Origin of the sequence: Nocardia sp. NPDC006982 (assembly GCF_042869435.1) — a bacterium.
Lineage (GTDB): Bacteria > Actinomycetota > Actinomycetes > Mycobacteriales > Mycobacteriaceae > Nocardia.
This window is the reverse complement of sequence record NZ_JBIAFV010000013.1, coordinates 1-26,339: the sequence shown is the minus strand read 5'-3', so window position 1 is coordinate 26,339 and position 26,339 is coordinate 1. Positions and strand designations below refer to the sequence as shown.

The 26,339-nt window shown below is 66.2% G+C and carries 27 protein-coding genes; 10 read left to right on the top strand and 17 right to left on the bottom strand.

The annotated features are described in order from the left end of the window. Positions 1-37 precede the first annotated feature (37 nt). From ACFYOW_RS35955 to zapE, 3 genes are all read right to left on the bottom strand, one after another. Complete coding sequence (locus ACFYOW_RS35955; protein WP_387294501.1) at positions 38-532, bottom strand: hypothetical protein; 495 nt, start codon at positions 530-532, stop codon at positions 38-40. Further along, positions 529-1,476 carry a DUF4129 domain-containing protein gene (locus ACFYOW_RS35950; RefSeq protein WP_387294500.1) on the bottom strand — a complete coding sequence of 316 codons (948 nt, stop codon included), beginning with the start codon at positions 1,474-1,476 and terminating at the stop codon, positions 529-531. The genes ACFYOW_RS35955 and ACFYOW_RS35950 overlap by 4 nt, the downstream gene beginning before the upstream one ends. 137 nt (positions 1,477-1,613) lie before the next feature. Continuing rightward, positions 1,614-2,567 (bottom strand): cell division protein ZapE, encoded by a 954-nt coding sequence (gene zapE / locus ACFYOW_RS35945; RefSeq protein WP_387294499.1) that lies wholly within the window; start codon positions 2,565-2,567, stop codon positions 1,614-1,616. Between the two features lie 40 nt (positions 2,568-2,607). Here zapE and ACFYOW_RS35940 point away from each other — a divergent pair, with 40 nt between their 5' ends. Continuing rightward, positions 2,608-3,210, top strand: a complete 603-nt coding sequence (locus ACFYOW_RS35940) for a TetR/AcrR family transcriptional regulator (protein ID WP_387294498.1) — start codon at positions 2,608-2,610, stop codon at positions 3,208-3,210. Positions 3,211-3,354: 144 nt separating this feature from the next. Here ACFYOW_RS35940 and ACFYOW_RS35935 read toward each other — a convergent pair whose 3' ends face one another. After that, on the bottom strand, positions 3,355-3,795 hold the full coding sequence (locus tag ACFYOW_RS35935; RefSeq protein WP_387294497.1) for an NUDIX domain-containing protein: 441 nt from the start codon (positions 3,793-3,795) through the stop codon (positions 3,355-3,357). A gap of 46 nt (positions 3,796-3,841) precedes the next feature. Between ACFYOW_RS35935 and ACFYOW_RS35930 the strand changes: the two genes are divergently transcribed. Together ACFYOW_RS35930 and ACFYOW_RS35925 are read left to right on the top strand one after the other, a co-directional pair. Beyond that, entirely contained in the window at positions 3,842-4,054 is a 213-nt protein-coding gene (locus tag ACFYOW_RS35930; protein WP_387294496.1) for a hypothetical protein, read from the top strand. Further along, positions 4,051-4,488 carry a VapC toxin family PIN domain ribonuclease gene (locus ACFYOW_RS35925; protein ID WP_387294495.1) on the top strand — a complete coding sequence of 146 codons (438 nt, stop codon included), beginning with the start codon at positions 4,051-4,053 and terminating at the stop codon, positions 4,486-4,488. The genes ACFYOW_RS35930 and ACFYOW_RS35925 overlap by 4 nt, the downstream gene beginning before the upstream one ends. 76 nt (positions 4,489-4,564) lie before the next feature. On the opposite strand, the gene ACFYOW_RS35920 is transcribed toward ACFYOW_RS35925, so the two are convergent. The 6 genes from ACFYOW_RS35920 to ACFYOW_RS35895 are packed head-to-tail and all read right to left on the bottom strand — an operon-like array spanning position 4,565 to position 11,604. Continuing rightward, on the bottom strand, positions 4,565-5,752 hold the full coding sequence (locus ACFYOW_RS35920) for a lipid-transfer protein (RefSeq protein WP_387294494.1): 1,188 nt from the start codon (positions 5,750-5,752) through the stop codon (positions 4,565-4,567). Beyond that, positions 5,752-6,162, bottom strand: a complete 411-nt coding sequence (locus tag ACFYOW_RS35915; RefSeq protein WP_387294493.1) for a MaoC family dehydratase — start codon at positions 6,160-6,162, stop codon at positions 5,752-5,754. Before ACFYOW_RS35915 ends, ACFYOW_RS35920 begins: the two co-directional genes overlap by 1 nt. Further along, on the bottom strand, positions 6,159-7,085 hold the full coding sequence (locus ACFYOW_RS35910; RefSeq protein WP_387294730.1) for a bifunctional MaoC family dehydratase N-terminal/OB-fold nucleic acid binding domain-containing protein: 927 nt from the start codon (positions 7,083-7,085) through the stop codon (positions 6,159-6,161). The genes ACFYOW_RS35915 and ACFYOW_RS35910 overlap by 4 nt, the downstream gene beginning before the upstream one ends. A 55-nt stretch (positions 7,086-7,140) precedes the next feature. Next, entirely contained in the window at positions 7,141-8,301 is a 1,161-nt protein-coding gene (locus tag ACFYOW_RS35905) for an acyl-CoA dehydrogenase family protein (protein ID WP_387294492.1), read from the bottom strand. Further along, entirely contained in the window at positions 8,286-9,350 is a 1,065-nt protein-coding gene (locus tag ACFYOW_RS35900) for an acyl-CoA dehydrogenase family protein (RefSeq protein WP_387294491.1), read from the bottom strand. Before ACFYOW_RS35900 ends, ACFYOW_RS35905 begins: the two co-directional genes overlap by 16 nt. 25 nt (positions 9,351-9,375) lie before the next feature. After that, on the bottom strand, positions 9,376-11,604 hold the full coding sequence (locus ACFYOW_RS35895; protein WP_387294490.1) for an acyl-CoA dehydrogenase family protein: 2,229 nt from the start codon (positions 11,602-11,604) through the stop codon (positions 9,376-9,378). A 120-nt stretch (positions 11,605-11,724) separates the two neighbouring features. On the opposite strand from ACFYOW_RS35895, the gene kstR reads away from it, so the two are divergent. From kstR to ACFYOW_RS35870, 5 genes are all read left to right on the top strand, one after another. Continuing rightward, entirely contained in the window at positions 11,725-12,387 is a 663-nt protein-coding gene (kstR, locus tag ACFYOW_RS35890) for a cholesterol catabolism transcriptional regulator KstR (RefSeq protein ID WP_387294489.1), read from the top strand. A 286-nt stretch (positions 12,388-12,673) separates the two neighbouring features. Beyond that, positions 12,674-15,244 carry a trehalose-phosphatase gene (otsB, locus tag ACFYOW_RS35885; RefSeq protein WP_387294488.1) on the top strand — a complete coding sequence of 857 codons (2,571 nt, stop codon included), beginning with the start codon at positions 12,674-12,676 and terminating at the stop codon, positions 15,242-15,244. 191 nt (positions 15,245-15,435) lie between these two features. Beyond that, a complete protein-coding gene (locus ACFYOW_RS35880; RefSeq protein ID WP_387294487.1) occupies positions 15,436-16,317 on the top strand; it encodes a metal ABC transporter solute-binding protein, Zn/Mn family in 882 nt (293 codons plus the stop codon). A 16-nt stretch (positions 16,318-16,333) separates the two neighbouring features. Next, positions 16,334-17,242: a metal ABC transporter ATP-binding protein gene (locus ACFYOW_RS35875; RefSeq protein WP_387294486.1), complete on the top strand. Its 909-nt coding sequence runs from the start codon at positions 16,334-16,336 to the stop codon at positions 17,240-17,242. Between the two features lie 29 nt (positions 17,243-17,271). Continuing rightward, positions 17,272-18,108 (top strand): metal ABC transporter permease, encoded by an 837-nt coding sequence (locus ACFYOW_RS35870; RefSeq protein ID WP_387294728.1) that lies wholly within the window; start codon positions 17,272-17,274, stop codon positions 18,106-18,108. Between the two features lie 169 nt (positions 18,109-18,277). On the opposite strand, the gene ACFYOW_RS35865 is transcribed toward ACFYOW_RS35870, so the two are convergent. After that, positions 18,278-18,799, bottom strand: a complete 522-nt coding sequence (locus tag ACFYOW_RS35865; RefSeq protein ID WP_387294485.1) for a hypothetical protein — start codon at positions 18,797-18,799, stop codon at positions 18,278-18,280. A gap of 231 nt (positions 18,800-19,030) precedes the next feature. Here ACFYOW_RS35865 and ACFYOW_RS35860 point away from each other — a divergent pair, with 231 nt between their 5' ends. Further along, a complete protein-coding gene (locus tag ACFYOW_RS35860) occupies positions 19,031-20,203 on the top strand; it encodes an acyl-CoA dehydrogenase family protein (protein ID WP_387294484.1) in 1,173 nt (390 codons plus the stop codon). Between the two features lie 347 nt (positions 20,204-20,550). Continuing rightward, positions 20,551-21,360, top strand: coding sequence for an enoyl-CoA hydratase/isomerase family protein (locus ACFYOW_RS35855; protein WP_387294483.1), 810 nt, complete (start codon positions 20,551-20,553; stop codon positions 21,358-21,360). A 9-nt stretch (positions 21,361-21,369) separates the two neighbouring features. Here ACFYOW_RS35855 and ACFYOW_RS35850 read toward each other — a convergent pair whose 3' ends face one another. The 6 genes from ACFYOW_RS35850 to carD all read right to left on the bottom strand — a co-directional run bounded on the left by ACFYOW_RS35850 (position 21,370) and on the right by carD (position 25,863). Continuing rightward, a complete protein-coding gene (locus tag ACFYOW_RS35850) occupies positions 21,370-21,648 on the bottom strand; it encodes a DUF4190 domain-containing protein (RefSeq protein WP_387294482.1) in 279 nt (92 codons plus the stop codon). Positions 21,649-21,728: 80 nt separating this feature from the next. After that, positions 21,729-22,706, bottom strand: coding sequence for a 23S rRNA (guanosine(2251)-2'-O)-methyltransferase RlmB (rlmB, locus tag ACFYOW_RS35845; RefSeq protein ID WP_387294481.1), 978 nt, complete (start codon positions 22,704-22,706; stop codon positions 21,729-21,731). Beyond that, a complete protein-coding gene (cysS, locus tag ACFYOW_RS35840; RefSeq protein WP_387294480.1) occupies positions 22,706-24,133 on the bottom strand; it encodes a cysteine--tRNA ligase in 1,428 nt (475 codons plus the stop codon). The genes rlmB and cysS overlap by 1 nt, the downstream gene beginning before the upstream one ends. Before the next feature lie 64 nt (positions 24,134-24,197). Then, on the bottom strand, positions 24,198-24,665 hold the full coding sequence (gene ispF / locus ACFYOW_RS35835; protein WP_062990256.1) for a 2-C-methyl-D-erythritol 2,4-cyclodiphosphate synthase: 468 nt from the start codon (positions 24,663-24,665) through the stop codon (positions 24,198-24,200). 2 nt (positions 24,666-24,667) lie between these two features. Next, positions 24,668-25,372 carry a 2-C-methyl-D-erythritol 4-phosphate cytidylyltransferase gene (gene ispD / locus ACFYOW_RS35830; protein WP_387294479.1) on the bottom strand — a complete coding sequence of 235 codons (705 nt, stop codon included), beginning with the start codon at positions 25,370-25,372 and terminating at the stop codon, positions 24,668-24,670. Positions 25,373-25,374: 2 nt separating this feature from the next. Then, a complete protein-coding gene (gene carD / locus ACFYOW_RS35825) occupies positions 25,375-25,863 on the bottom strand; it encodes an RNA polymerase-binding transcription factor CarD (RefSeq protein WP_011206964.1) in 489 nt (162 codons plus the stop codon). Positions 25,864-26,339 lie beyond the last annotated feature (476 nt).

Here is a 26,339-nt window from a genome sequence, read left to right as displayed (position 1 = left end):
CTGCCTCCTCCGGGCCTGACGGCTCATGCCAGGTCAGTTACATCTTTTGCAGGCAGCGCAGGATTTCGTCCAGCGCGGCCCGCCCCGGTGCGGGAGTCGTCTGATCCCGCAGTGCCGAGTTGGCCGGATCGACCCAGCGCCACAGCTCGGGGCCGAACTGCAAAATTCCGGCGGCCTCGGTCGCCTTGCGGTTCTTGGCGACCCGCAAGCCGGTGGACAACTCGAACTCCTTGGCCAGCAGCGGACGCAGATGCCGATCCCAGTCGGCTCTGGTGCCGTCCGCGCGGTCGGCGAGCATCTCCGCTCTGGCATGCCAGTGCCGCAGCATCTCGGCGGGACCGTTGTCGATATCGTCGGATCCGGCATCGGTTTTGATGGCCGAACGGCCGGTCAACGACCAGATGAGCTGAATCATGGCCAGCGCCACCGGAACTCCGGCGGCAATGAGCAATGCACCGCGGGCCTTGCCGAGGGTGATGAGCTCGATCAGCACGATGACGATCAGCGCACCGATCACGATCGCGCGGTTCATACCATCTCCCCTTGCAGATCGGCCAGCACGATACGCAGCAGTTGTTCGGCCCGCATGCGCTGCCACTCCAGCATCGAATGCGGACTGAACCTGGCCTCCTCGAAGAGCGCGACCAATTCCCTTGCCGACGCGTCGTGCAGTGCGCCGCGTTCGAAGGCGCGGGCCAGCACCTCCATCGGGGTATCCGAAGCCAGCGGCGCGGCCGCGCGATCGAAGGACAGCCCGCGTTCCATCGCGACGTAACAGGCGATGATGGCCTCGCGCGGATCCTGACCGGGCACATTCATGGCGGCCAGACCCATCTCGGCCGCCCTTGCCAGCGAACCCGCGACCGTCGGCGCGGCGGGCGGCACCGGGACCGGCACCACACGCGGCTTGCGCCGCCCCGCCACCGCGACCACGATCAGCCCGATCAATGCCCCGCCGACCAGCACGGCGGCAGCGACAATGGCCACCAGTAGTGCCGTCCCCGTGAGGTGCTGGGTGGGCGCGCTGTCGGGGGTCGCGGGGGCGGTGACCGCCTCCTGCGGGGTGCGGCTGGCGGTACCGCGCGGCCCCGATGACGGCGCAGGCTCACCCTCGCGGCCGAATCCGACGAAGAAGACCGCCGACGCCGCCGCGACGATCAAGGAAACGACCGCCAGCGCGGCCAGCACCAGTAGGCCGGTGCGGCCGAGCAGTCCATGTCTGCGCTCGGAATCACGATCCACCTCCGGCATGGCCAGCGGCAGTCGATGCTGGCTGGCTATCACCCCGGCGATCAGGATCACCACCGATACCGTGAGCAGTACCGGCATCAATACCACGGAAATAGCCGATGGCACCGTGCGGTGATCGCCGGAATCATGGGCTCCGGGAATGTGGCCGCGCAGCGCGATCGCGGCACACGCCAGTAGCGCGATCAGCACGATCACGCGCGATATCGGCGCTCCCGCCCTGGCCACTTGCTACCACCACATCTGAGTACAGCTCTGAACAGGCACATAGTTACATGCCGAGTGGTCCGCTCGGGAGTGAATCGAATACTTAGGATCGGCTCCTTTTTATCCGTAACCGGCAGTGCATTCAGGTGGGTGCGCAGCTAGCGGAGCACGACGGATTCGGGCTGTCGGAGTTCACTCAGTCGGCTTGCGGTTCGCGCCAGGTCGGGGACGGCGGGAACGTCGGCCACCAGGTCGGATAGTGCGGTGCGCGCCACTAGGGTGAGTTCGAGATCGGCGTCGTAGAGCACGTCGACCAGATTGGCGAAGCGCATCGCCCAGCCGGGCGGGACCTCGCGCAAGGGTGGGACGTTGCGCAAGGTCCATCGGCGAAAGCGGTGTGCGAGTTCGACGTAGTCCGAGGCGGCGGTGGCGGTGCCGCACAGGGCGGCGAAATCGAAAGTGATGGCGGAGCCGTCGATGGCGTCGGCGTGGATCTCGCGGGCACCCGAAACAACAACCTCTGTAGTGTCGGCATCTCTCGCATCGTCGATGCGGTAACAACCGGAGGCGAAGCCCGTGCCGCTGTGCGCGGCGCGGGTCCGGTAGTCGAGTGGGCCGTCGACCGAGACGACATCCAGATACGCGCGGATGCGCGCGATGGTCGGCAGGAAGCGGTCGTGGAACAGCGGGTTGGGCAGCAGTTGCTCCGGCGGGTAATTCGAGGTCACCACCAAGACGATGCGGCGAGCGAATAGAGCGTCGAGCATGCGGGCGATCAGCATGGCGTCGCCGATATCGTGCACGTGGAATTCGTCGAAGCAGACCAGTTCGGCTTGACCGAGCAGGCTGTCGATGGCCTTGTCGATGGAGCCCGATTCGTGTGCCGCGGTGTGTAATTGGGCGAAGAAGTTGTGGAAGTGGAAGCGGCGCTTGTGGTTCGACGCTATGCCCGCGAAGAAGTCGTCCATCAGCATGGTTTTGCCGCGACCGGGTCTGCCGTGCAGGTAGATGCCGCGGTGCCGCTTCATCGGCCTGCCGTGCCGGTCGAGCAGTTCGAGCAAGCACACGCGCGCCCGGAGTTGGTCGGCATCCAGTGTGATGTTGTCTTCCATGACACCCTCCTGATCCTCTACAGTTGTAGAGGATCAGGAGATGCGGCCGCCAGCGAAGGTGATGATGTCCACAACCGACCGACGTGCGGTACTCGTCGACGCCGCCATCGATGTGATTGCCACCCAGGGCATTCGAGCGCTCACCCACCGCGCCCTCGATACCGCCCTCGAGCTGCCCGGCGGCTCGGCCTCCTATTACTTCCGCACCAAACGCGCGCTCATCGAGGCGATCGCGGACCGGATCACCACCCGCTCCCGCGACGACTTCGCCGCCGCCGAACTCGCTGTGCCACCATCGCTCGAGCCCGATGACATCGCGAAGGCCATAGCCGGCTGGCTCGACCGGCTACTCGTCGACCGTCGCAATCATCTGATCGTCCGGCATGCGCTGATCATCGATCTGCTCGCCGACCCGGAATTGCACCAACGGCTGACACACAGCCTGTTCTCGACCGAGCGGGCGCGAGAGCTGTTCCACGCCTTAGGTTTTTCCGATCCCGATGCGGCCGCCGCCGACTTCATCGCGGTGGTCGAAGGCGCGGTTTTCGATAGATTCGCGGGCGCACGGGCACACATTCCGGCAGGCACCCGGGACAGCGTCGACCAGCTCGCGGCCATGCTGTCCCGCCAACTCACCCGGTAGACCCCAGGGCTACTACGTCGAGCCCACTCGCCATAACGCTTGCCCCGTTCGATCCCGGAGCTACTTCGTCCAGCCCAACTCGCTATAGGGCGTGCCACTCGTGAACCCGGGCTGTCCCGCCAACTGCCCCCGTCGCTCCCGGAACTACTTCGTCCAGCCCAACTCGCTATAAGGCGTGCCACTCGTGAACCCACGAATTCCGGTTGCGGAATAGCGGATCAGCGACTCTTCCGGCAGCGCGTCGAGCGAAAACCACTGCAGTCCATAGCTTTTATCCAGCTCGCGATTCACCGGCTCACCTGCCCAGCGCAGTGCATGGAAGAACAGCCCGAGCCGGGCTTCCCGCCCGGAGCCGATCACGTGCGCGGTGTGAATCAGCCGCAGATCCGCCGGATCGATGACGACCCCGATCTCCTCACCTGCCTCACGCACAGCGGCAGCGGTGGCCGATTCGCCGGACTCCAGCTTCCCGGCGGGTAGGTGCCACAGCCCATCGAATTCGTCGGCACTGCGCCGCCTGCTGAGCAGCAGCTCACCGTCGCGGACGAGCAGAATATGCACGTCGACAAGATGACGGTCGGCCATGAGGCTCCTCCTCTGCTTGCGCGTGTCGCTCGGTATACTAATCGGTATGACCGCTACAACCATCAAGGTGCCGAAGGCGACCCGCGACCGGCTGCACCGGCTAGCGGCCGCTCACGGATTGACGCTCGCACAGCAAATCGACCGACTGATCGACGAGAGCGCGACGAAACCTCGCCCAACGATCGGCGGCTACCGCAGCGACCGCCCACTCAACGCAGAGGAGATCGACGAGGAGCTGGCCCGAGGCTTCGGCGAGTGACCGCACTTATCATTGACACAAGTGCCATTCTGGCCTCATTCGACGAGGCGTATCCGGAGCATCCAGCCATCGCACACAGCCTTGGCGAGGCCGACGACCTGCTGGTTGTTTCGCCATTCATCGTCGCCGAAGCCGACTACATGCTGTCGTCGCGGCTTGGAGCCGATGCTGCCCGCGCCTTCGGCCAGGATGTCGTGACAGGCGCTTATGAGCTGGCCGAGTGGACCGCCGAGGACCACGCCGTCGCGGTAGCAATCACACGTCGATTCAACGGGCCGAAGGATTACATCGGAATCGCCGACGCGTCGAATGTCGTACTAGCAGACCGTTACCGCACCACCGCGGTGGTAACCCTGGACCAGCGGCACTTTCGCCAACTCCGCCCGCTCTGGGGTGCTGACCATTTCACAGTGCTCCCCTATGACGCCAACTGATTAGGTCTCGGAATTCGGCCTCCACTCTTCGACCCGATCATGCGACGGATGGATCTCGGCGAATGCCGAGATCCGCTCAGTTCGCGCTGAGCACCAGCCCCGAGGTCGGCACGCCAGTGCCAGCGGTGACCAGGATGTTCTCCACATCGTCCACCGGATTCACTGAGGTGCCGCGGATCTGCCGGACCGCCTCGGCAATGCCGTTCATGCCGTGGATATAGGCCTCGCCCAGCTGTCCGCCGTGGGTGTTCAGCGGTAGGCGGCCACCGACTTCGATGGCGCCGTCGGCAATGAAATCCTTTGCCTCGCCGCGTCCGCAGAAGCCGAGTTCCTCCAATTGCATGAGGACGAACGGGGTGAAGTGGTCGTAGAGGATGGCTGCCTGCATATCCTCCGGACGCAAACCACTCTGCTCCCAGAGCTGATCGCCGACCAGACCCATCTCCGGCAGGCCCGTGAGGGCGTCACGGTAGTAGCTCGTCATGACATATTGGTCGGCACCGGAACCCTGTGCGGCAGCGGCGATTACGGCCGGACGCTGCGGCAGGTCCCGGGCCCGCTCGACGCTGGTGACCACGATCGCGACACCGCCGTCGGACTCCTGGCAGCAGTCGAGCAGATGCAGCGGTTCGGCGATCCAGCGCGAATTCTGGTGATCGTCCAAGGTGATCGGCTTGCCGTAGAAGAAGGCGGCCGGGTTCACCGCGGCGTGTTTGCGGTCGGCGACGGCGACGCGGCCGAAGTCCGCGCTCGTCGCGCCGTAGACATGCATATACCTGCGGGCGACCATGGCCACCTGCGCGGCCGGTGTCCCCAACCCCTGTGGATAGGACCAGCCCGCATCGATGCCCGAGGAAGTCGGCGCGGTGGCCAGTGCGGTGGAGAACTGGCCGAAGCGCGATACCGAACGCTCGTTGAAGGCGCGGTAAGCGACAACCACGTCGGCGACGCCGGTGGCGACCGCCATGGCGGCCTGCTGAATGGTGGCGCAGGCCGCACCGCCGCCATATCCGATGTGGCTGAAGAACTTCAGCTGCGGGATACCGACGGCACGTGCCACGGCCGCCTGGGTATTGGTATCCATGGTGAAGGTGGTCAGGCCGTCCACATCGGCGGGTGTGAGGCCCGCGTCGGCGAGCGCCGCCGTGACCGCCTCGGCAGCCAAACGCAATTCGCTGCGGCCGGAGTCCTTCGAGAAGTCGGTGGCGCCGATGCCGACAATGGCGGCGCGGCCGGAAATCCCGGTGGTGCTGTCAGCGGTCATCATGGCCTCCGCAGTGCGATAACGGCTTTCGCCGTGATGTGGTCACCGAGGCTGTCGCGGCCGAGGACATCGATATGGATGTCTTCGCCGTGGATCGCGGAGACGGTGCCGGAAAGTGTCAGCGTGTCACCGGCATACAGCGGTACACCCAGGCGCAGCGCGACCGATTTTACGATGGCACGCGGTCCGGCCCAGTCGGTGACGAAGCGCTGCACCAGCCCGGTATCGGTGAGGATATTGACGAAGATGTCCTTGGAACCACGGGCGACGGCCTTGTCCCTGTCGTGGTGCACATCCTGAAAGTCCCTGGTGGCCAAGGCCGTACTGATCACGAACGTCGGATCGGCGGTAATGACCAACTCGGGAAGAGCGGTGCCGACCTCGATGGTGGCCGGTTCGACGTAGGTCATGCGATCACCCGCCAAACCGGCAGCACGGCCTCGTCGTCGAGCTTCTCGAACTCCACCTGCACCGGCAGGCCGATCTTCACATCGGCCGGATCGACGCCGCGCAGCTCACCGAGCATCCGCACACCCTCCTCCAATTCGACCAGCGCGACCACGAAAGGCAGTTGCCGCCCAGGCACTTTCGGCGCGTGATGCACGACGTAACTGAACACTTCACCGCGGCCGGAGGCGACGACATAGTCGGTCTGCTCCGACTTGTCCTGCCACAGCGCCGGAATCGGCGGATGCCGCAGCGTGCCGTCCGGCAGCCGCTGGATCCGCAGCTCCCCGACCTTGGTGCCCTCCCAGAAGAATTCGGTATCCCAGGAGACCAGCGGTTTGACCCGGTCGCCCGCGGGCGCTTTCGGTGCGGCACCGGTACCGGGTGCGAATTTGAGCAGCCGGAACAACATTTCGGCGACGACCTCGTCACCGACGTGCCAGCTGGTCTGGAAGGTGACGAACCAGCCATCGCCGAGCGCGGTCTTCTTCGGCCCGCGGATCTCGGACAGCCTGCTGGTCACCGAGATCTGCTCGCCGACATTCACATACCGGTGATAGGTCTGCTGACAGTCGGTCGCGACCACGGAGGTATAGCCCGCGCTGTCGAGCAGCTCGGTGACCTGCGCCATCGGATCGTCGGCCGGACGAGAACCGTTGAGCCCGAACATGGTCCACACCTGCGCCATGGCCGGTGGGGCCACGGTGCCGGGATGTCCGGCGGCACGCGCGGCCTCCTCGTCGACGTAGATCGGATTCCGATCCCCGAGCGCCTCCACCCAGTTGTTGATCATCGGCTGGTTCACCGGGTCACGCCCGAGGCGTGGCGCGCAATCACCCGCCGCGATGATCTTCTCGGCGGCTTCGGTAATCGCTTCCGGAGTCATGGTTTCCGACACGCGCGGCTCCTTGTCGTCGTCCGTACCGCGCATCGGCGCGGATTCATCGAGGTACCCGAGGCAGTTTCAGCCCGGAGGAGGCGACCAGTTCGCGCATCACCTCATTGACGCCGCCGCCGAAGGTCACCACCAGATTCTGTTTGGTTCTGCGGTCCAGCCAGGTCAGCAATTCGGCGGTGTCCGGATCGGCCGGATCGCCGTAATGCCCGACGATCTCCTCGGCCAACCGGCCCGCCTCCTGCAGCGATTCGGTGGAATACACCTTGGTTGCCGAGGCATCGGCGATCACGGTGGCCTGGTCACCGTCGACGGTCGCCGCGACCTGCCAGTTCAACAGTTCGTTGAGCCGCACCATGGCGTGGATGCGACCGAGCGAGCGGCGCACATCGGCCTCGGCGAGCACACCGCGCGACTGGGCCCATTCGCGCGCCCGGTCGTAGAGTTGTTCGATCTTGCCGGACGGGCCGAGGCTCACCCGCTCGTGGTTGAGCTGGGTGGTGATCAGTCGCCACCCCTTGTTCTCCTCGCCCACCAGCATGTCGGCGGGCACCCGGACATTGTCGAAATACGTGGCGTTGGTGTGGTGCGCACCATCGCAGGTGATGATCGGTGTCCAGGAGTAGCCGGGATCGGTGGTATCCACGATCAGGATCGTGATGCCCCGGTGCCGCGATTCGACCGAGCCGGTGCGGCAGGCCAGCCAGACATAGTCGGCCTCATGCGCACCGGTGGTGAAGATCTTCTGCCCGTTGACGATCCAATCGCCGGAGTCGTCGCGCACCGCACTCGTGCGCAGCGCGGCGAGGTCGGTGCCCGCCTCCGGTTCGGAGTAGCCGATCGCGAAATGGATATCGCCGGAAAGGATTCCGGGCAGGAACTTCGCCTTCTGCGCGTCGGTGCCGAAACTCTGCAGCGTCGGCCCGACCGTCAACAAGGTGACAAGCGGCAGCGGAACATCCGCGCGCACCGCCTCATTGAAGAAGATCTGCTGTTCCATCGGCCCGAAACCCTGGCCGCCGAACTCCTTCGGCCAACCGACACCGAGCCAACCGTCCGCACCCATCCGGCGCACCACCGCGCGGTAGGCGTCACCGTGGCGGTTGATCGCCATCTCGGCCTCCTCCTCGGGAGTCACGAGATCGGCGAAGTACGACCGCAATTCATCGCGCAGCTTGCGCTGCTCCGCGGTCAGATCGATGAACATCTGGCCCCCAATCGATCGAGTCGGAACGATTCGCCGCCGAGCCAGCGGGCGATGTCCTTGGCCTGCGAGAAGTAGCGGTGCATCGGGTGGGTCACATCGACCCCGAGACCACCGTGCAGGTGATGGCATTTCTGCATGGCGGCGGGCAGTTCCGAGGCCACGGTGTAGGCGAGCACATCGAGGTCGTCATCGATGCGCTCCTGATGCAGCGGCGTCGAATCGGACTGTGCCAGTGCCCAGCTCGCCGAAACGGCGGCGGCATGCAAGGTCCGCGAGACGACGTACACATCGGCGATCTGCTGTGCGACGGCCTGGAATTCGGCGAGCGGCCGATTGAACTGCCGCCGGGTCCGCAGGTGCTCGGCGGTGAGCACAAGCGCACCTTTGAGCAGTCCGTCCGCGGTCGCGCCGATCGATGCGATGGCCAACCGGTGCAGTTCACCGACGCCGCCGGGCAGCAGTTGCTCGGCCGGAATCTCGACCTGGTCCAGGCGCACCGAACATTCCGGAATCCCGCCGGAAGCCGGTGACGGCGTCAGCGTGAGCCCCGTCGAATCCGAATCAACCAGTGCGATACCGGAATTCGTCGGAATCAAGAGCCAACGCGCCTGCTCCGCATACGGCACCGCCACCTTGTGACCGGTGATGCGCACGGTGTCCCCATCGGAAACCGCGGTGGTCTCCGGCTCGAGCACGAACGGATTCGCGCGCTCGCTGAGCGCGGCGGTGAGCACCGCGCCCTTGGCGACCTCCGAATAGACCCGCTCGGCGACGGTGTCCGGCAATCCGGCCAGCAACGGCAGCAGGCCGAAGCCGAGGGTCGGCAGGGCGGGCACGGCCACCGCCTCGGCGGCCAGTTCGGTCAACAGGACCGAGACCTCCGCCAAGCCCATACCGTCACCGCCGAACCGCTCCGGCAGCGCGAGCGAGAGCAGTCCGGTCTCGATCAGACTCGGCCACAGCTCGATATCGCGTGCCGATTCACGCTCCAGCAAACTCACGACGACCTCGGCCACGGCATCCTGGCCCTCGTCCCGGGTGAAGTCCACGCTTTACTCCCAGTTGGTTGGTCGACTAGCTGTCGGTGTCGCGAGGCAGTCCGAGGATTCGCTCACCGGCCACGGTCAACAGAATCTGCTCGGTTCCACCAGCAATCGACAAACAGCGCGTGAGCAGGAACTCTTTTACCACCTCTGAGTCCTGCGCACCGGTTGGACCTGCCGTTTCCACCGCAAATTCGGCCACGGCCTGGCGGTGCCGGACACCGACGAGCTTGCGCACACTGCTCTGCGCTCCCGGATCACCGCCCGCCAGCATCCGAACCGCGGCACGCTGTTCCAGCAACAGTCCAGCGATCGCATCGGCGACGAAGCCGCCGAGCCGATCGTTCAATAGCTCCGCACCCGGCCCGGTGGCGGGCAGTTTGGCGATGAGCTCCTCCAGCACCGGCCCGATCCCGTTGCCGCCCATGGCGACTCGTTCGGTCGACAGGGTCGAGCGAGCGATCTTCCAGCCGTTGTTCAGCGCGCCGACCAGACCGTCGTCGGGCACGAACACATCGTCGAGGAAGACCTCGCTGAACCGCGCCTCCCCGGTGATCTGCACCAGCGGACGCACCTCGAGTCCGGCGCTGCGCATATCGACGAGGAAGTAGCTGATACCGCGGTGCTTCGGTGCGGCCGGATCGGTGCGGGCCAGGCAGATCGCCCAATTCGCCCGATCACCCAGCGACGTCCACACCTTCTGTCCGCGCAGCACCCAACCGCCGTCGACCTTCTTGGCGGTGGTGCGCAGCGCGGCCAGATCCGAACCGGCCTCCGGCTCACTGAACAGCTGACACCAGACCACCTCGCCGCGCAGCGTCGGCCACGCGAAGCGGTCGATCTGCTCCTGGGTGCCGTGCTGCAGCAGGGTCGGAATGGCCCAGCCGCCGATCGTCAGATCCGGCGACTCCAGGCCCGCGCGCCGCAGCTCCTCCGAAATCACAAGGCCCGTCATGGGATTCGCGCCGCGCCCGTACGGTGCGGGCCAGTGCGGCATGGCGAGCCCGGCGTCGACCAGCGCATTGCGCCGCTGATCGGCAGGCAGCGCGGCGATCGCGGCCACCTCGGCGGCCAGCTCGTTCGCATTGCTGTCATCGACCCGGACCCCGGCTGTGTTCGATTCGCGGCGCTCCGGGGCCCCTCCGTGGTTACGCTCCGCTGCCTCCTCCGGGGCCGTCGCTCGCGCCGCAGAGGCGAAGACCCGGTCCGCACCCGTGGTCCGACGCTGCCCGGCCCTGGTCAGTTCGGTGACCCTGGCCCGCCAGCGCGACGATCCACCGAGCAGTTGCCGCAGTGCGGTGGCCCGGCGCAGGTAGAAGTGCGCGTCGTGCTCCCAGGTGAAACCGATGCCACCGAGCACCTGAATGCAGTCCTTGGCGGTCTCGACCGCAGCGTCCAGCGAGATCGCGGCGGCGATGGCGGCCGCGATGGGCAGTTCCGCACCGCCCTCGTCGACCGCGGCCGCGGCATCGGCCGCGACGGAACGGATCAGTTCGGCCCGGCAGAGCATCCACGCGCAAATGTGTTTGAGCGCTTGGAAAGAGCCGATCTTGCGCCCGAATTGCTCACGCACCTTCGCGTATTCGACGGCGGTCTCCAGGCACCAGCCCGCCACACCGGCGAGCTCGGCCGAAACCAGTACCGCGAGAAGATCTTCCACCGCATGCGGCGACTCGAACACCCGGTCCGCAGGCACTCGCACCTCGGCGCAGTGCACACGCGCCAGTGGCGTACTCGGGTCAGCGGGTGCCAGCGCCTCGATGCGCAGACCCTCGGCATCGGGCCCGATCACGCACCAGCGCAACCCATCCGGCGTCTGCACCGGCAACAGCACCGAGGTGCCCGATGCAGCGCCGAGCACCGATTCCCAGACACCCGTGAGCAACAACTCATCGGATGCGACCGGTACGCTCACCACGTCCCCGACAACGAAGTCGAGCGCGACCCCGCACGGCATATCCTCGGCGAGCGCGCCCGCGGTGACCAGGTTCGCCAATGCGGTGGACAGCACCGGCCCACCGACCAGATCGTGCGCCGCCTGCTCGACCAATACCGCCAGGTCGGCGACCGATCCACCGTGGCCGCCTGCCGCTTCGGCAATGGCGACCCGGAAAATTCCGAAGTCCGCCAACCCCGGCCAATATGCGCGCCAGAAGTCCGTCGGCTCGTCCCGCATTGTTGCAATAGGACGTACCGATCCGGCCCATCCGCGCATCGACTCCTGAACGGCTTTATGCTCGTCAGTGGTGGCGATGGTCACAGTCCGTACCGCCTTTCCGGCGTGACTCCCACACCTAGAACATGTTCTAATATCCTAGCTGGGCGGAAGTCAAGAGACGACCGATGCCCGTTGCCGGAATGCAGGAAAGGACTCTCATCAATGGCCAGTCCCTCCCGATCGCAGCCAGCCGATTCGAATGCGGCCGGGCAAGCATCGGCCACCGCGACGGTCACGACGCTGAGCGAGGACGAGCTCAGCTCGGCCGCGCAGCGGGAACGGCGTAAGCGAATTCTGGACGCGACGCTCGCACTGGCCTCCAAGGGTGGTTACGACGCGGTGCAGATGCGCGCGGTGGCCGAACGCGCCGACGTCGCGGTCGGCACGCTGTACCGATACTTCCCGTCCAAGGTGCATCTGCTCGTTTCCGCGCTGTCGCGGGAATTCGAGCAGATCGAGGGCAAACGCAAACCACTTGCCGGCCAGACGCCGAACGAGCGCATGCATCTGCTGCTGACCCAGATCACCCGAATGATGCAGCGCGACCCCTTGCTCACCGAGGCGATGACGCGCGCGTTCATGTTCGCCGATGCCTCGGCCGCCGCGGAGGTCGACCGGGTCGGCAAGGTGATGGACCGGGTATTCGCCAGGGCCATGAATGACGGCGAGCCCACCGAACGCCAGTTGGCGATCGCGCGGGTCATCAGCGATGTCTGGTTGTCGAATCTGGTCGCCTGGCTGACCAGACGCGCCTCGGCCACCGATGTGACCGAGCGACTGGAACTCACCGTGGATCTGCTGCTCGGCGACAACGGCGGCCGCTAGCGACTGCTTGCAGGTCGCTCGAAAGGTCAGCCGGTAGCCAGCACCGATCAGCTCATGCCCGGCAAATCGACCGGGCCTGTCGGCAGCATCAATCGGATCGTCCTACGTGCGCCTGCTCACGCTGGCGGTTGTGTAAAAACGCGTCAGCTGGGCAGATCCAATACGGGGCGGCTAGACGCGTGCGCAATCATGCGCACGCCACGCGGCGCGCTTCGGTGCGGCAAATTCAACACAGTATTGTCACGCGTGCCCCCGAAAAAACTCCTCCGATCACTAGGTTGGATGCGTGAGCGCACAGGATCTGCCACTGGAACTTCGCCGTGCACTGTCGACGGTCGCGCGCGTGCCACGGCTTTTGGTCGCATCGGACTACGACGGGACGATCGCACCCATCGTGTCCGACCCGGCGAAAGCATTTCCACATCGGGAATCGGTAAGCGCGCTACGAGCGCTTGCCGGTCTCACCGGAACGACCGCCGCCGTGATCTCCGGCCGTGCCCTGCGAGATCTCGCCGCATTGTCGCGACTTCCGGTCGAGGTGCAACTTATCGGTAGTCATGGTTCGGAATTCGATGTGGGTTTCGTGCACGCCATCGACAATGACGCCAAACAACTGCTGGTCGAAGTCCAGACCAGCCTGACCCAGATCGCCGCGGAAAATCCCGGCGCCAGCGTCGAGATCAAACCGGCCAGCGTCGCGCTGCATGTGCGCAATGCGAGTCCGGAAATCGGGCTGCGCGCACTCAAGGCGGTGCGCCAGGGTGCGGCCTGCTGGGTCGGCGTGCAGGTGACCGAGGGTAAATCGGTTATCGAGCTCGCGGTGATCCAGACGGATAAGGGCGTCGCGCTCGATACCGTCCGGCATCAGGAGGGCGCGTCGGCCGCGGTGTTCTTCGGCGACGACGTCACCGACGAGAAGGCCTTCCGCATGCTGTCCGGCCCGGATGTCGGCATCAAGGTCGGCGACGGCGAGAGCCTGGCCAAATACCGGGTGGACAGCACCGAGGCGGTGTCCTGGGCGCTGGCCTTCCTGCTCGAGGAACGGCGCACCTGGTTGGCAGGGGCGAGCGCGCCGCGCATCGAGCGGCTGAGCATGCTGGCCAGTCCGCGCTCGGTGGCGCTGCTCACACCCGACGCGACCGTCACCTGGTTCTGCCACCCCGAGCCCGATTCGGCCGCGGTATTCGCCCATCTGCTCGGCGGACCGCAGGCCGGACACTTCACCATCGAGCCGGAACGTCCGGGCCTGCCGCTGTCGCAGCGCTACATCGACGGCACCATGACCGTCGAAACCCGCTGGGCCAAGCTGCAAGTGGTGGACTACCTGCCGCACGATGTGGCCCCCACCCGCACCGACCTGACCCGGGTGATCACCGGCGATGCGAAGGCCGTCGTAACCTTCGCGCCCCGACCGGAATTCGGTCAGGTACCGGTCAGCATCGAAATCGAATCGAACGGACTGCGCGTAGTCGGCACCAATGATCCGATGGTGCTGCGCTCCCCCGGTGTGCACTGGCAGATCCACTCCGACGGTATGCACAGCTCCGCGCGCGCCGTCGTCGATCCGTCCCGCGGCCCGATCGTGCTGGAAATGCGCTGCGGCACGCAGGATCTCGCGCCCACCATGGTCAGCGAACCGGAGCGGCGCAGGGATGCCGAGGACTACTGGTCCAAGTGGGCGGCCAAATTGCAACTGCCGCCGCTGAAACCGGATCTGATGAAGCGTTCGGCTCTCACGCTGCGCGGTCTGGTGCACGCGCCGTCGGGTTCGATCCTGGCCGCTGCCACTACCTCGCTGCCGGAAGACATTGGCGGCGTACGTAACTGGGACTACCGCTACTGCTGGCTGCGCGATGCCTCGCTGACCGCGCAGGCATTGGTTTCGCTCGGCTCGCTGACCGAGGCCGAGGAGTTCCTCGGCTGGGTGCACCGGGTCCTGGAGACGCTGCCCGGTCCGGAGCGCCTGCACCCGCTGTACACGCTCTACGGCGAAACCCTGCCGCCCGAGGCATCGATCGATCAGCTGCCCGGCTATGCGGGTTCGCGTCCGGTCCGCGTCGGCAACGCCGCGAATATGCAAGTGCAGCTGGATGTTTTCGGTCCGATCGTCGATCTGATCGCATCGCTGGCGCACGGTCGCGAGGCGAAGGGACTGACCGATCCGGCCAAGTCGCTGCCGGACGCCGACTGGGAACTGGTGCACGCCATGGTCTCCGCGGTGCAGCGGCGCTGGCAGGAACCCGACCACGGCATCTGGGAGATCCGCGGCAACCCGCGCCACCACGTGTACTCGAAGGTGATGGGCTGGCTGACCGTGGACCGGGCGATCACCCTCGCGCAGCGGTTCCAGCGTCAGATCGATCCGCTGTGGATCACGTTGCGCGACACCATCGCCGACGAGGTGAAGTCCAAGGGCTGGAACGACGACGTCCAGTCCTACACTGCTGCCTACGACGGCACCGATCTGGACGCGGCCACCCTGCACATCGGCCTCAGCGGACTGATCGACCCGTCGGACCCACGTTTCGCGGCGACGGTCGTCGCCACCGAGGCGGAGCTGCGCAGCGGCTCGACGGTGTACCGCTACCACCACGACGACGGCCTGCCCGGCGGCGAGGGCGGCTTCCACCTGTGCGCGGCCTGGTTGGTCGAGGCGTATCTGCTGATCGGTAAGCGCTCGGATGCCGAGGCGCTGTTCGCGCAGCTGGTCGATGTCGCCGGACCGACTGGTCTGCTCAGTGAGGAGTACGACCCGGTCGCCGAACGCTCACTCGGCAACCATCCACAGGCATACAGCCATCTCGGCCTGCTGCGTTGTGCACAGCTGTTGGGTAAGCCGGTGGAAGCGTTCGTCTGAGCCGACCGCCACACAGTTCCGGGCCCGCGAACCGATCGGTTCGCGGGCCCGGACCGTATCCGGCGTCGAAGTGACGCGGCGAACATCGACTCGTGCCGAACCCGGCCTACTGCTACAGTTCAAATGGTAACGATTTCCATTATGATCTAGAGCACGCTCAGATCTGCCGCACTGCCAGGAGTACCCCGCGCGTGAGCACACGGATTGCCATCAGATTCGCAGGTATCGCCGTGGGGGTAGCCACCACTGTGGCCCTCACCGCATGCGGGAGTTCGAAGGATTCGGATAAGCCGAGCGTCGTCGCGTCCACCAATGTCTGGGGCAATATCGCGGCAACCATCGCGGGCCCGGATGCCTCGGTGACCGCGCTGATCACCGACCCCGCCGCCGATCCGCATTCGCACGAGACCTCGGCCGTGGAATCGGCCGAGATCAGCGATGCCGATCTGGTCGTGTTCAACGGCGGCGGCTACGACGAGTTCATCGAGAAGGCGATCCAGGGCAAGGACAAGCGCACCGTCGACGCATTCGAATCCCGGACCGACAAGAGCGACGAGAACGAGCACGTCTTCTACGACATCGGCACGGTGAGCACGGTCGCCGACCGGATCGCGAGCACCCTCGGCGAGATCGACTCCGCCCACGCCGCCGCCTACGCCGACCGCGCCGCCGCGTTCAAGAGCCAGCTGACCGCGATCACCGCAGTCGCCACCAAGATCGCGGGCGAGCACCCGAAGACCCCGGTGCTGCAGACCGAACCGCTGGCGCACTACCTGCTGGTCGCCGCTGGAACCCAGGATCTGACCCCGCACGAATTCCAGGAGGCGATCGAGCAGGAGACCGATCCGGCTCCCGCCGCCGTCGCCGCCACCCAGGACCTGCTGACCGGCAAGAAGGTTCGCGCGCTGATCTACAACATCCAGACCGAGGACAAGATCACCAAGGATTTGCGGACGCTCGCGCAGTCGAACGGTCTACCCATCATCGAGGTGACCGAAACGCTGCCCGACGGTGTGGATTACATTCAGTGGCAGACCAAGAACGCCCAGGCCCTGGCCGCGGCGCTGGCCTGATCGAAATCGCATGATAATGGGAGCCACACTGACCACCGACGACACCGACAAGGTGGAGCGGCGGCCCGATATCCGCTCAGCCGCCGTAAAACTCGATTCCGCCAGCCTGTCCTTCGGCGAACGCAAGCTTTGGCAAGGACTGGATCTCGAGATCGCGGCTGGTGAATTCGTCGCGGTTCTCGGGCCGAACGGATCCGGGAAGACCTCACTGCTGAAGGTGCTGCTCGGTCAGCTCGCGCTCAGCTCCGGCACCGCCGATATCGCGGGTGGGCCCGCACGGGCAGGCAATCCCGATATCGGCTATGTGCCGCAACAGAAGACGATCGATGCCGGTGTGCAGCTGCGCGGGGTCGATCTGGTCGGACTCGGCGTCGACGGGCACCGCTGGGGCCTCGGACTGCGGCGTCGCGCCGAGCGCAAGCGCAAGGTCCGTGCGGCCATCGCCGATGTGGGCGCGGAGAAATTCGCTTATGCGCCACTGGAATCCATGTCCGGCGGCGAGCAGCAGCGGCTGCGGGTCGCACAGGCGTTGGTCGGCGATCCCAAGGTGCTGCTCTGCGATGAACCGCTGCTGAGCCTCGATCTGGCGAATCAGCGGTTGGTTTCGGAACTGATCGATCGACGCAGACGAACCCATGACACCGCAGTGCTTTTCGTGACGCACGAGATCAATCCCATTCTGCCGCTGGTGGATCGGGTGCTGTATCTGGTCGACGGGAAGTTCCGGATCGGCACGCCGGACGAGGTGATGACCTCTGCCGTGCTCTCGGAGCTGTACCAGACCGAGGTCGACGTGCTGCGGGTGCGCGGGCGGCTGGTCGTCGTCGGCACCGGTGACACCATGGACGCGCTCGGTGCGGCCGGTGCCCAGCACTGCGCAACGCTTTCCGATGAGCTGCCCGAATCGGCCGGGGTCCGTTCGTGAACGACAAGCTCTCCGATGTCGTCTTGAAGATGTTCGACTTCACCACCACCGCGGACCTGCTCTCGTATTCCTTCGTGCAGCAGGCGGTATTCGCGGCCGCGCTGCTCGGACTGCTGGCCGGTGTGATCGGTCCGCTGATCATCAGCAGGCAGATGTCGTTCGCGGTACACGGCACGAGCGAACTCTCGCTGACCGGTGCGGCTGCCGCGCTGCTCGCCGGAATCGGGGTCGGGCTGGGCGCGATCGTCGGCTCGGTGGTGGCGGCGGTGCTGTTCGGCCTGCTCGGTACCAAAGCCAGAGAACGCGATTCGGTGATCGCGGTGGTGCTGTCGTTCGGACTCGGACTCTCGGTGCTGTTCCTGTGGCTCGGTCCCGAACGCGCCGGATCGAAATTCTCGCTGCTGACCGGTCAGGTGGTCAGCGTCGGCTACAACGGGCTGGCACTGCTGCTGACCTGCACCGTTTTGGTGCTCGCCGTACTCGCGGTGGTGTACCGGCCGCTGCTTTTCGCGAGTTCGGATCCCGAAGTCGCACTCGCCCGCGGGGTTCCGGTGCGGGCGCTTTCGGTGGTGTTCGCGGTCATGCTCGGCATTACCGCGGCCTTCGGTGTGCAGATCGTCGGCGCGCTGCTGGTGCTCGCCCTGCTCATCACGCCTGCGGCCGCGGCGGCGCAGCTGACCGCGAATCCGGTGCGCGCCACGGTGCTCGCGGTGGTGTTCGCGGAAACGGCGGCGGTGGGCGGCATCCTGTTGTCGCTCGCGCCCGGCGTCCCGGTCTCCACCTTCGTCACCACCATCTCGTTCCTGATCTACCTGGTCTGTCGTCTTCTCGGTCCCCGACGCCGTCAGGCGGCCCGCGCCCACTGACTCCCGCTCACCGACCCGAGCCAGTGCCGCGCTTTGTTGCTCGCCACGCACGGGGCCGGCCGTGCGTGGCGCGCACGGACTCCTGGCATAGCGCACGCGGAAAGTACGGGATGGCAACGCGCGAATTAGGTGCCCGCACTTGGCGAGCACCTGGCCGGTGGGCGGTGGATCAGACCGTGAACAGGGCGATCAGGACCACTATCGAACCGCCGAAGACGATGACGTGGCGCAGGTTCTGCAGGTACGGGGTCACCCAGCGGGGGAAGGCGGCTTCGGCTACGTCGAGGAAGCGCTGGGCGTCGATGCGAGCCAGTTCCGGGTCACCCGTGCGCGTGAAGGCGGCCTGGACGCTCTTGGCGGCGGTCAGGTTGCTGTACAAAATCGCGACATTGCCGAGCAGCACCAGCACTTGGAAGACCCACGACAGTGTCCGGCCCCAGTCGTTGCCCGCCAGATTCAGTACGGCCATCGCGGTCATCACCAGCGCGATCCCGACCGGGGCCCAGGTCTCGTGGCCACCGGCGTCGAACCGCATACCGTTCTCCGCGAGAACACCGGGGCGCACACCCTGACGGGCCAGCTCGACATCGGCGGCGGCCTGGGCGTCGGCTCCGTAGCGGTGGCGGACCAGCGGAATGCTGACGAAAGCGAGAGCGATCAGCAGTTGGGCGACGGCGGCGACGGTCATCATGGCGGTTCTCCTCATCGGGTTTTCGTCGAGTGGCTCCTCGAATGACCGAACGATCTCCCGCCGCGCTGACAGTGCGCTGACACCTGATCGGCCCGCGCTGACATCAGCTATCAGCGCAGTTCAGCAAGGCTCTAGTCGGCCGTAGCAACCGTTTGATGGCAGTCGCCTTCAGTCGGATGCCCCCGGTTTCGTATGCTCGACCCACGCGCCCCATCGAACGAATGGTGACCAATGATCGACTTCACGATTCCCGCCGAACTCGCCGCCGAACGCGACCGGGTCCGCCAGTTCGTCATCGACAAGATCATCCCCTTCGAGCGCGATCCGCGACTCACCTCGCACGGCCCCACCGACGAATTGCGCCAGGAACTCGTCGAGCTGGCCCGCGCGGAAAAACTGCTGACCGTGCAGGCCCCAGAAGCCCTCGGCGGTCGTGGCCTCACCCATATCGAGCAGGCCGTGATCTACGAGGCGGCGGGCTGGTCCACCCTCGGACCGGTCGCCATGAACTGCGCCGCGCCCGACGAGGGCAATATGTTCCTGCTCTCCAAGATCGCCAACCCGGAACAGGTCGAGCGTCACCTCGCACCCGCGGTCGCCGGACACCGCCGCACCGTTTTCGCGATGACCGAACCGGACGGCGCGGGTTCGGACCCGAATCAGCTGGCCACCGAGGCCGTCTTCGACGGCGAGAACTTCACCATCAATGGCCGCAAATGGCTCATCACCGGCGCGGACGGCGCGAAGACCTGGATCATCATGGCGCGCGTCGCACCGAACCCGCATGTGCCCGAGGGCCCGACGCTGTTCCTGACCGAGGGCGACCGGCCCGGCATCGTCATCGAACGCACCATGAACACCATGGACCGCAATTACGTCGGCGGTCACGGTGTGGTGCGCTTCGAGAATCTGGTGCTGTCCAAGGACGCGCTGCTCGGCGAGACCGGTCAGGCGCTGCGCTACGCCCAGCTGCGACTGGCCCCGGCCCGGCTCACCCACTGCATGCGCTGGCTCGGTGCGGCCGAACGCGCACAGTCCATCGCCGTCGAATACGCCAGGACCCGCACCGCCTTCGGCAAGCCGATCGGCGACCACGAGGGCGTTTCGTTCATGCTGGCCGATAATGAGATCGCACTGCACCAGTGCCGCCTCACCATCTGGCATGCCTGCTGGCTGATGGACCAGGGCGAGAAGGCCAGGCACGAGAGCTCGATCGCGAAGGCCTACGTCTCCGAGGAGCTGTTCAAGGTCGCCGACCGCTGCGTACAGGTGCTCGGCGGCATCGGCATCAGCGATGAGACGGTGGTCGAAATGATCTTCCGCGACATGCGCGCCTTCCGTCTCTACGACGGCCCCACCGAGGTGCACAAGTACGCCATCGGCCGCCATGTGTTGCGGGCCTGATCGCGGCACATGGCAAGCGAACAAGCGCGCACGGCGACACCGGACCACCGTGGAGCGAGTCTTACGAGCGAGGAGTTCGCGGCCCGTCTCGCGTCCGCGCCGCAGGCGCGGCTATCGAACACAGCCGAGTCGTCTAAGCGCATGCCACGAAGTCGCGAGTCTCGACGGCGCCGCTAGCGACTGCTTGCAGGTCGCTCGAAAGGGTCAGCCGCGCCCATCGAACGCTGCCGGACGCAGTCCGTCATCAGTCTCTTGCGCTTGGACGAGCGAATGCGAGGCCCCCGCACACCAGGGGCCGCGAACAGGCCGCGCCCGCGCGGCCGACAACACGACTACCATCCAGTGACATGAGTTCGGAATTGCTCGTCGATGTCTCCGCGGGCATCGCCGTCCTCACGCTCAACAGACCCGCACAGCAGAATGCCGTCACCCCGGCCATGGCCGCCGAATTGAGTGCGGCACTGCAGCGTTGCGATGTCGAGGATGCGATTCGCGCGGTCGTCATTACCGGTACGGCGCCCGCGTTCTGCGCGGGTGCGGATCTATCCCACCGGGTCGGCGAGGTCAGCGCGACCATCGAACCGGCGCCGTGGCGGGTGCGCAAACCGGTGATCGCGGCGGTGAACGGGCATGCGGTCGGGATCGGACTCGCGCTGGCCCTGCAGTGCGATCTGCGGTATATGGCACAGGACGCCGTCTACGGACTCAATCAGGTGCGTCGCGGGGTACTCGCCGACGGCTACGCGCACTGGACGCTGCCGCGGCTGGTCGGCATGGCCAATGCCGCCGACATCATGCTGACCGGTCGCACCTTCGACGGCGACGAGGCCAAGGCCATGGGCCTGGCCAATGGCTGCCTGCCCGCGGGCGAAGTGCTGCCGACGGCACTCGCCATCGCCCATGACATCGCGAACGGTGCGGCGCCGCTGCCGGTGGCCCTGTCGAAGCGGCTCCTATGGGAGAGCCTCGGCATGAGCCCGGCCATGGTCGGTCAGCTGGAGACCGATCTGAACGAGCACGTCGGCAAGAGCATCGACGGCGGTGAGGCGATGGCGGCCTTCCGGGATCGCCGCCAGCCCAATTGGACCGGCAGCATCAGCGAGGAATGGCCGGCCTGGGACAGCAATGGCGACAAGCAACGGCCCAGCCTGGATTGACCCGCTTGGTTACGCGCGGCCACCGACCAGGATGAGCAGGAAGACGATCGCCATGCAGACCATGAGGATCGTGCCGATAACGCCGAGGACATAGCCGACCAGCACCTGGGCGCGGCCGCTGTAACCGCCGTGGGACTCCTCGATCTGGTCGAGCGCGCGTCTGCCGAGCGCCCAGGCCACCGGTCCCAGCACACCGCAGCAGAACAGACTCGCCGCACCGAGCGCCAGCACCGCCGTCGCGTGCGGATGCTCGATCGTCTCCTGGGGAGCCTGGTTCGGGATGACCACGAGTCGAATTCTACGGGGCCGGAGTCGATTTGCGGTTCAACCCCGGCGGCTGATTTGCCCTCGCGACCGACTTCCGGTGCTCAGGCGCGGCGCTGACGCGCGATCTCGGAGAGTACGACGCCCGCCGCCACGGAAGCGTTCAACGATTCCACCGGACCCGCCATCGGGATGCCGAGGATCGAATCACAGGTCTCACGAACCAGCCGGGACAGGCCTTTCCCCTCTGAGCCGACCACGACCACGGTGGGAATGCTGCCGTCGAAATCATCGAGGATGGTGTCACCGCCCGCGTCGAGTCCGACGATCTGGAACCCCTGCGACGCCCAATCCTTCAGTGTGCGAGTGAGATTCGTCGCGCGGGCGACCGGAAGCCGGGCCGCGGCACCGGCACTGGTCCGCCAGGCCACCGCGGTAACGCTCGCGCTGCGCCGCTGCGGAATCAGCACACCCTGTCCGCCGAAGGCGGCCACCGAACGGATCACGGCACCGAGATTGCGCGGATCGGAAATATTGTCCAGCGCCACCAGCAGCGCGGGTTCGGCCGAATCCTGGACCCGCGCAACCAGATCATCCGGATGCGCGTACCGATACGGCGGCACCTGCAGCGCAACACCCTGATGCAGTCCGTTGGCACTCAACCGATCCAGATCGGTGCGCGGTACCTCGAGGATCGAAATGCCCGCATCTGCGGCAATCTTCACACTTTCGGTGAGCCGGTCGTCGTTCTCGGTGCCCACCGCGACGTACAGCGCGGTCGCGGGCACACCCGCACGCAGACATTCGACGACCGGATTGCGGCCGAGCACCATCTCCGGACCGTCGTCGCTCTTGCGTCCGGCCGGGCGAGCGCCACCGCGCGGACCCGGCCTACCTTGAGCCGTGGCCTTCGCCTTGGCGGCCGCGCGCTTGGCGGCGGGATGTTTGGTGCGCGCCTCTGCGGGCGGGGTCGCACCGCGCGGTTCCAGACCGCGCCGACGCTGTCCACCCGAGCCGACGACCGCGCCCTTCTTGCTGCCGCCCTTGCGAATCGCGCCTCGACGCTGCGAATTACCTGCCATCAGTTCGCCTTTCCACGCTGCACCGCGCCCGGCGAATGCTGTGCCGCACCCAGCGACCATTCCGGACCCTTTGCGGTATCGGTCACTTCGATTCCGGCGGCCTGCAACCGGTCCCGCGCCGCATCGGCGCTGGCCCAGTCCTTCGCGGCGCGCGCCTGTTGGCGGCGGTCGAGTTCGGCGCGCACCAGGACGTCCAGGGCATCGAGCGCGACGGAATTGTCCTGTGGGCTGTACCACTGCGGGTCGAACGGGCAGACGCCGAGGATATTCAGCATGGCCCGGACCTGCCCGGCCAATTCGACCGCCTCATCGATCGCGCCCGACTCCAGGGCCTTGTTGCCATCGTGCACAACACGGTGCACCTCGGCCAGGGCCCGCGGAATTGCCAGATCGTCGTCGAGCGCTTCGGCGAACGCATCGGTCCACTTGCCGACCGCGATCTCACCGGCCCGCTCGGCCACCCGATGCACGAATGCCTCGATGCGCTGATACGAGGCCGCCGCATCGTAGAGCGCCTTATCCGAGTACTCCAGCATCGAACGGTAGTGCGCGCTGCCAAGGTAGAACCGAAGTTCAACGGCCCGAACCTTTTTCAGTACATTCGGCACCGACAACACATTGCCGAGCGACTTGGACATCTTCTCGCCGCCCATGGTCACCCAGCCGTTGTGCAGCCAGTACTGCGCGAAACCGTCACCGGCCGCCTTGGACTGGGCGATCTCGTTCTCGTGGTGCGGGAAGACCAGATCCATTCCGCCGCAATGGATATCGAATTCGGAGCCGAGGTAGAACTCGGCCATCGCGGAGCATTCCAGATGCCAGCCGGGCCGACCGGGACCCCACGGCGACGGCCAGGTCGGCTCGCCGGGTTTGGCGGCCTTCCACAGCGTGAAGTCGCGCGGATCGCGCTTGCCCGCACCGGCGCTCTCGCCCTGGTGCACGTCATCGAGTCGGTGTCCGGACAGGCTGCCGTATTCCGGATAGCTGACCACGTCGAAGTAGACGTTGCCCTCCGAGGCATAGGCGTGTCCGCGTTCGATCAACCGCTGCATCAGATCGATCATCTGGGTGATGTGGCCGGTCGCGCGTGGCTCCACCGAGGGCGGCAGTACGCCGAGGGTTTGGTAGGCGTTGTCGAAAGCGCGCTCGTAGGTGGACGCCCACTCCCACCAGGGCCGGCCCGCTTCGGCGGCCTTGGTCAGGATCTTGTCCTCGATATCGGTGACATTGCGGATGAACCACACGTCGTAGTCGTGGGCGAGCAGCCAGCGCCGTAGTACGTCGAATGCGACTCCGCTGCGCACATGGCCGATATGTGGTTCCCCCTGCACGGTGGCGCCACAGAGGTACACCGAGGCACGGCCGGGGACCAGTGGCGCGAAATCGCGCATGGTCCGCGTGTCGGTGTCAAAAAGGCGCAGAGTCACGGAAGTCGATCCTAGCTGGTAGATAAGGCCGTTCACGGAGCGGCTCAGGTCGGCGAAGGCTGGATCAGCGACACTCTTGTAGCAGGGCGGTAGCCACTGCCGCAATGCCCTCGCCGCGACCGGTCAACCCGAGGCCGTCGGTTGTGGTGCCCGACACCGAGACCGGGGCGCCGAGCAGCTCGCCGAGCACCTCTTGGGCCTCGGCGCGCCGCGGTCCGATCTTCGGCCGATTGCCGATCACCTGGACCGCCGCATTGACGATTTCGAAGTCCGCCTCGTCAAGGAGCCTTCGCACTTCTTTGAGCATGGCCGCGCCGGAAACGCCCGCCCATTCCGGCCGTCCGGTGCCGAACACCGCGCCGACATCGCCGAGCCCGGCGGCGGAAAGCAGCGCATCACACAGGGCGTGCGCTGCGACATCGCCGTCGGAATGTCCGGCGCAGCCGTCGTCGCCGTCGAAGAGCAGACCCGCCATCCAGCACGGCCTGCCCGCTTCGATGGGATGGACATCGCTGCCGATGCCGACGCGCATGCTCATGACAGACCCACCGTCCGGGCACCGTCGAGCACGGCATTTGCCAGCAGCAGATCGAGCCGGGTGGTGATCTTGAAAGCCATGGGGTCGCCCGGAATAGTGCGCACCCGGGTGCCGAGCAGTTCGACCAGACCAGCGTCGTCGGTGGCCTGCAGGCGCTCATCGGCATACGCCGCGCGCAGCAAGTCGGCGGCGAAACCCTGCGGAGTCTGAATGGCGCGCAGACCGGCGCGGTCGGGCGTACCGGTGACCTCGCCGCGCGCGTCGACGGATTTGATGGTGTCGACCACCGGCAATGCGGGCACGACGGCTTCGGCGCCGGCGCGCAGTTCCGCGACAACCCGGGCGATCAGCTCGGGCGGGGTCAATGCGCGGGCGGCGTCGTGCACGAGGAAATGGGCGGCATCCGGCGCGGCGGCGATACCGCAGCGCACCGAATCGGTGCGCTCGGCGCCGCCGATGACCACGCGCACCGACTCCGAGGGCGGCAGCAGGGCAACGGCGCTCTCGACGAGTTCGGTGGGGACTATCACGATGATCCGGTCGACCGCCCCGGAGGCGATCAGGCCGTCGACGGCCAGCCGGACCATAGGTGTGCCGCCGACCGTGACGAACGCCTTGGGTGTCGATTCACCCAGACGAACGCCACGGCCGGCGGCAGGCACCAACGCAACGACGGATCCGTCGCTGTTAGAAACTTTCACGGTCAGGAAGCCGCGGCGAGAACCTCATCGAGGAGCGTCTCGGCCTTGCCGTCATCGGTCCCCTCGGCGAGCGCGAGCTCACCGACGAGGATCTGACGGGCCTTGGCCAACATCCGCTTCTCACCCGCAGACAGACCGCGGTCCTGCTCCCGACGCCACAGGTCGCGAACGACCTCGGCCACCTTGTTCACATCGCCGGAGGCGAGCTTCTCCAGGTTGGCCTTGTAGCGGCGAGACCAGTTAGTCGGTTCTTCGGTGTGCGGCGCACGCAGCACCTGGAAGACTCGGTCGAGACCCTCCTGGCCGACGACGTCGCGCACGCCGACATATTCGGCGTTCTCTGCGGGAACGCGAACAGTCAGGTCACCTTGGGCGACCTTCAGGACCAGATACTCTTTTTGCTCACCCTTGATGGTGCGAGTCTCGATAGCTTCGATCAGCGCCGCTCCGTGGTGGGGGTAAACGACGGTGTCTCCGACCTTAAAAATCATGTGTCCCGTGCCCCTTTCGATGTTCACAGTTTAACATGCGACTCGGTAACGGCGCGATCAACTGTGCAGGTCAGGGCCACAACGAGCCAACCGCGGGGGTTGACAGAACCGGTGCGGTGTGCATTGCGTTGTGCCAGAACAGGTTATCGACCGGCGTGGATAGCACACCGGACGGTCCGCGAACCCAGCAGCGTGTCCGCCACCGCGCCGCCTTCTCGGAAAACCGTTACCTAACGGATGCCGAGCAATGGGGTGTCCCCACCATCCAACTCTGGGAACCACCACGGAGCGAGTTTTACGAGCGACCGTTCGCGGCCCGTCTCGCGTCCGAGTCGTCGAAGCGCATGCGCCGCAGGTGACTGGGCGTCCGCGGTGACCGTAACGGAGCGAGTTTTACGAGCGACCGTTCGCGGCCCGTCTCGCGTCCGAGTCGTCGAAGCGCATGCGCCGCAGGTGACTGGGCGTCCGCGGTGACC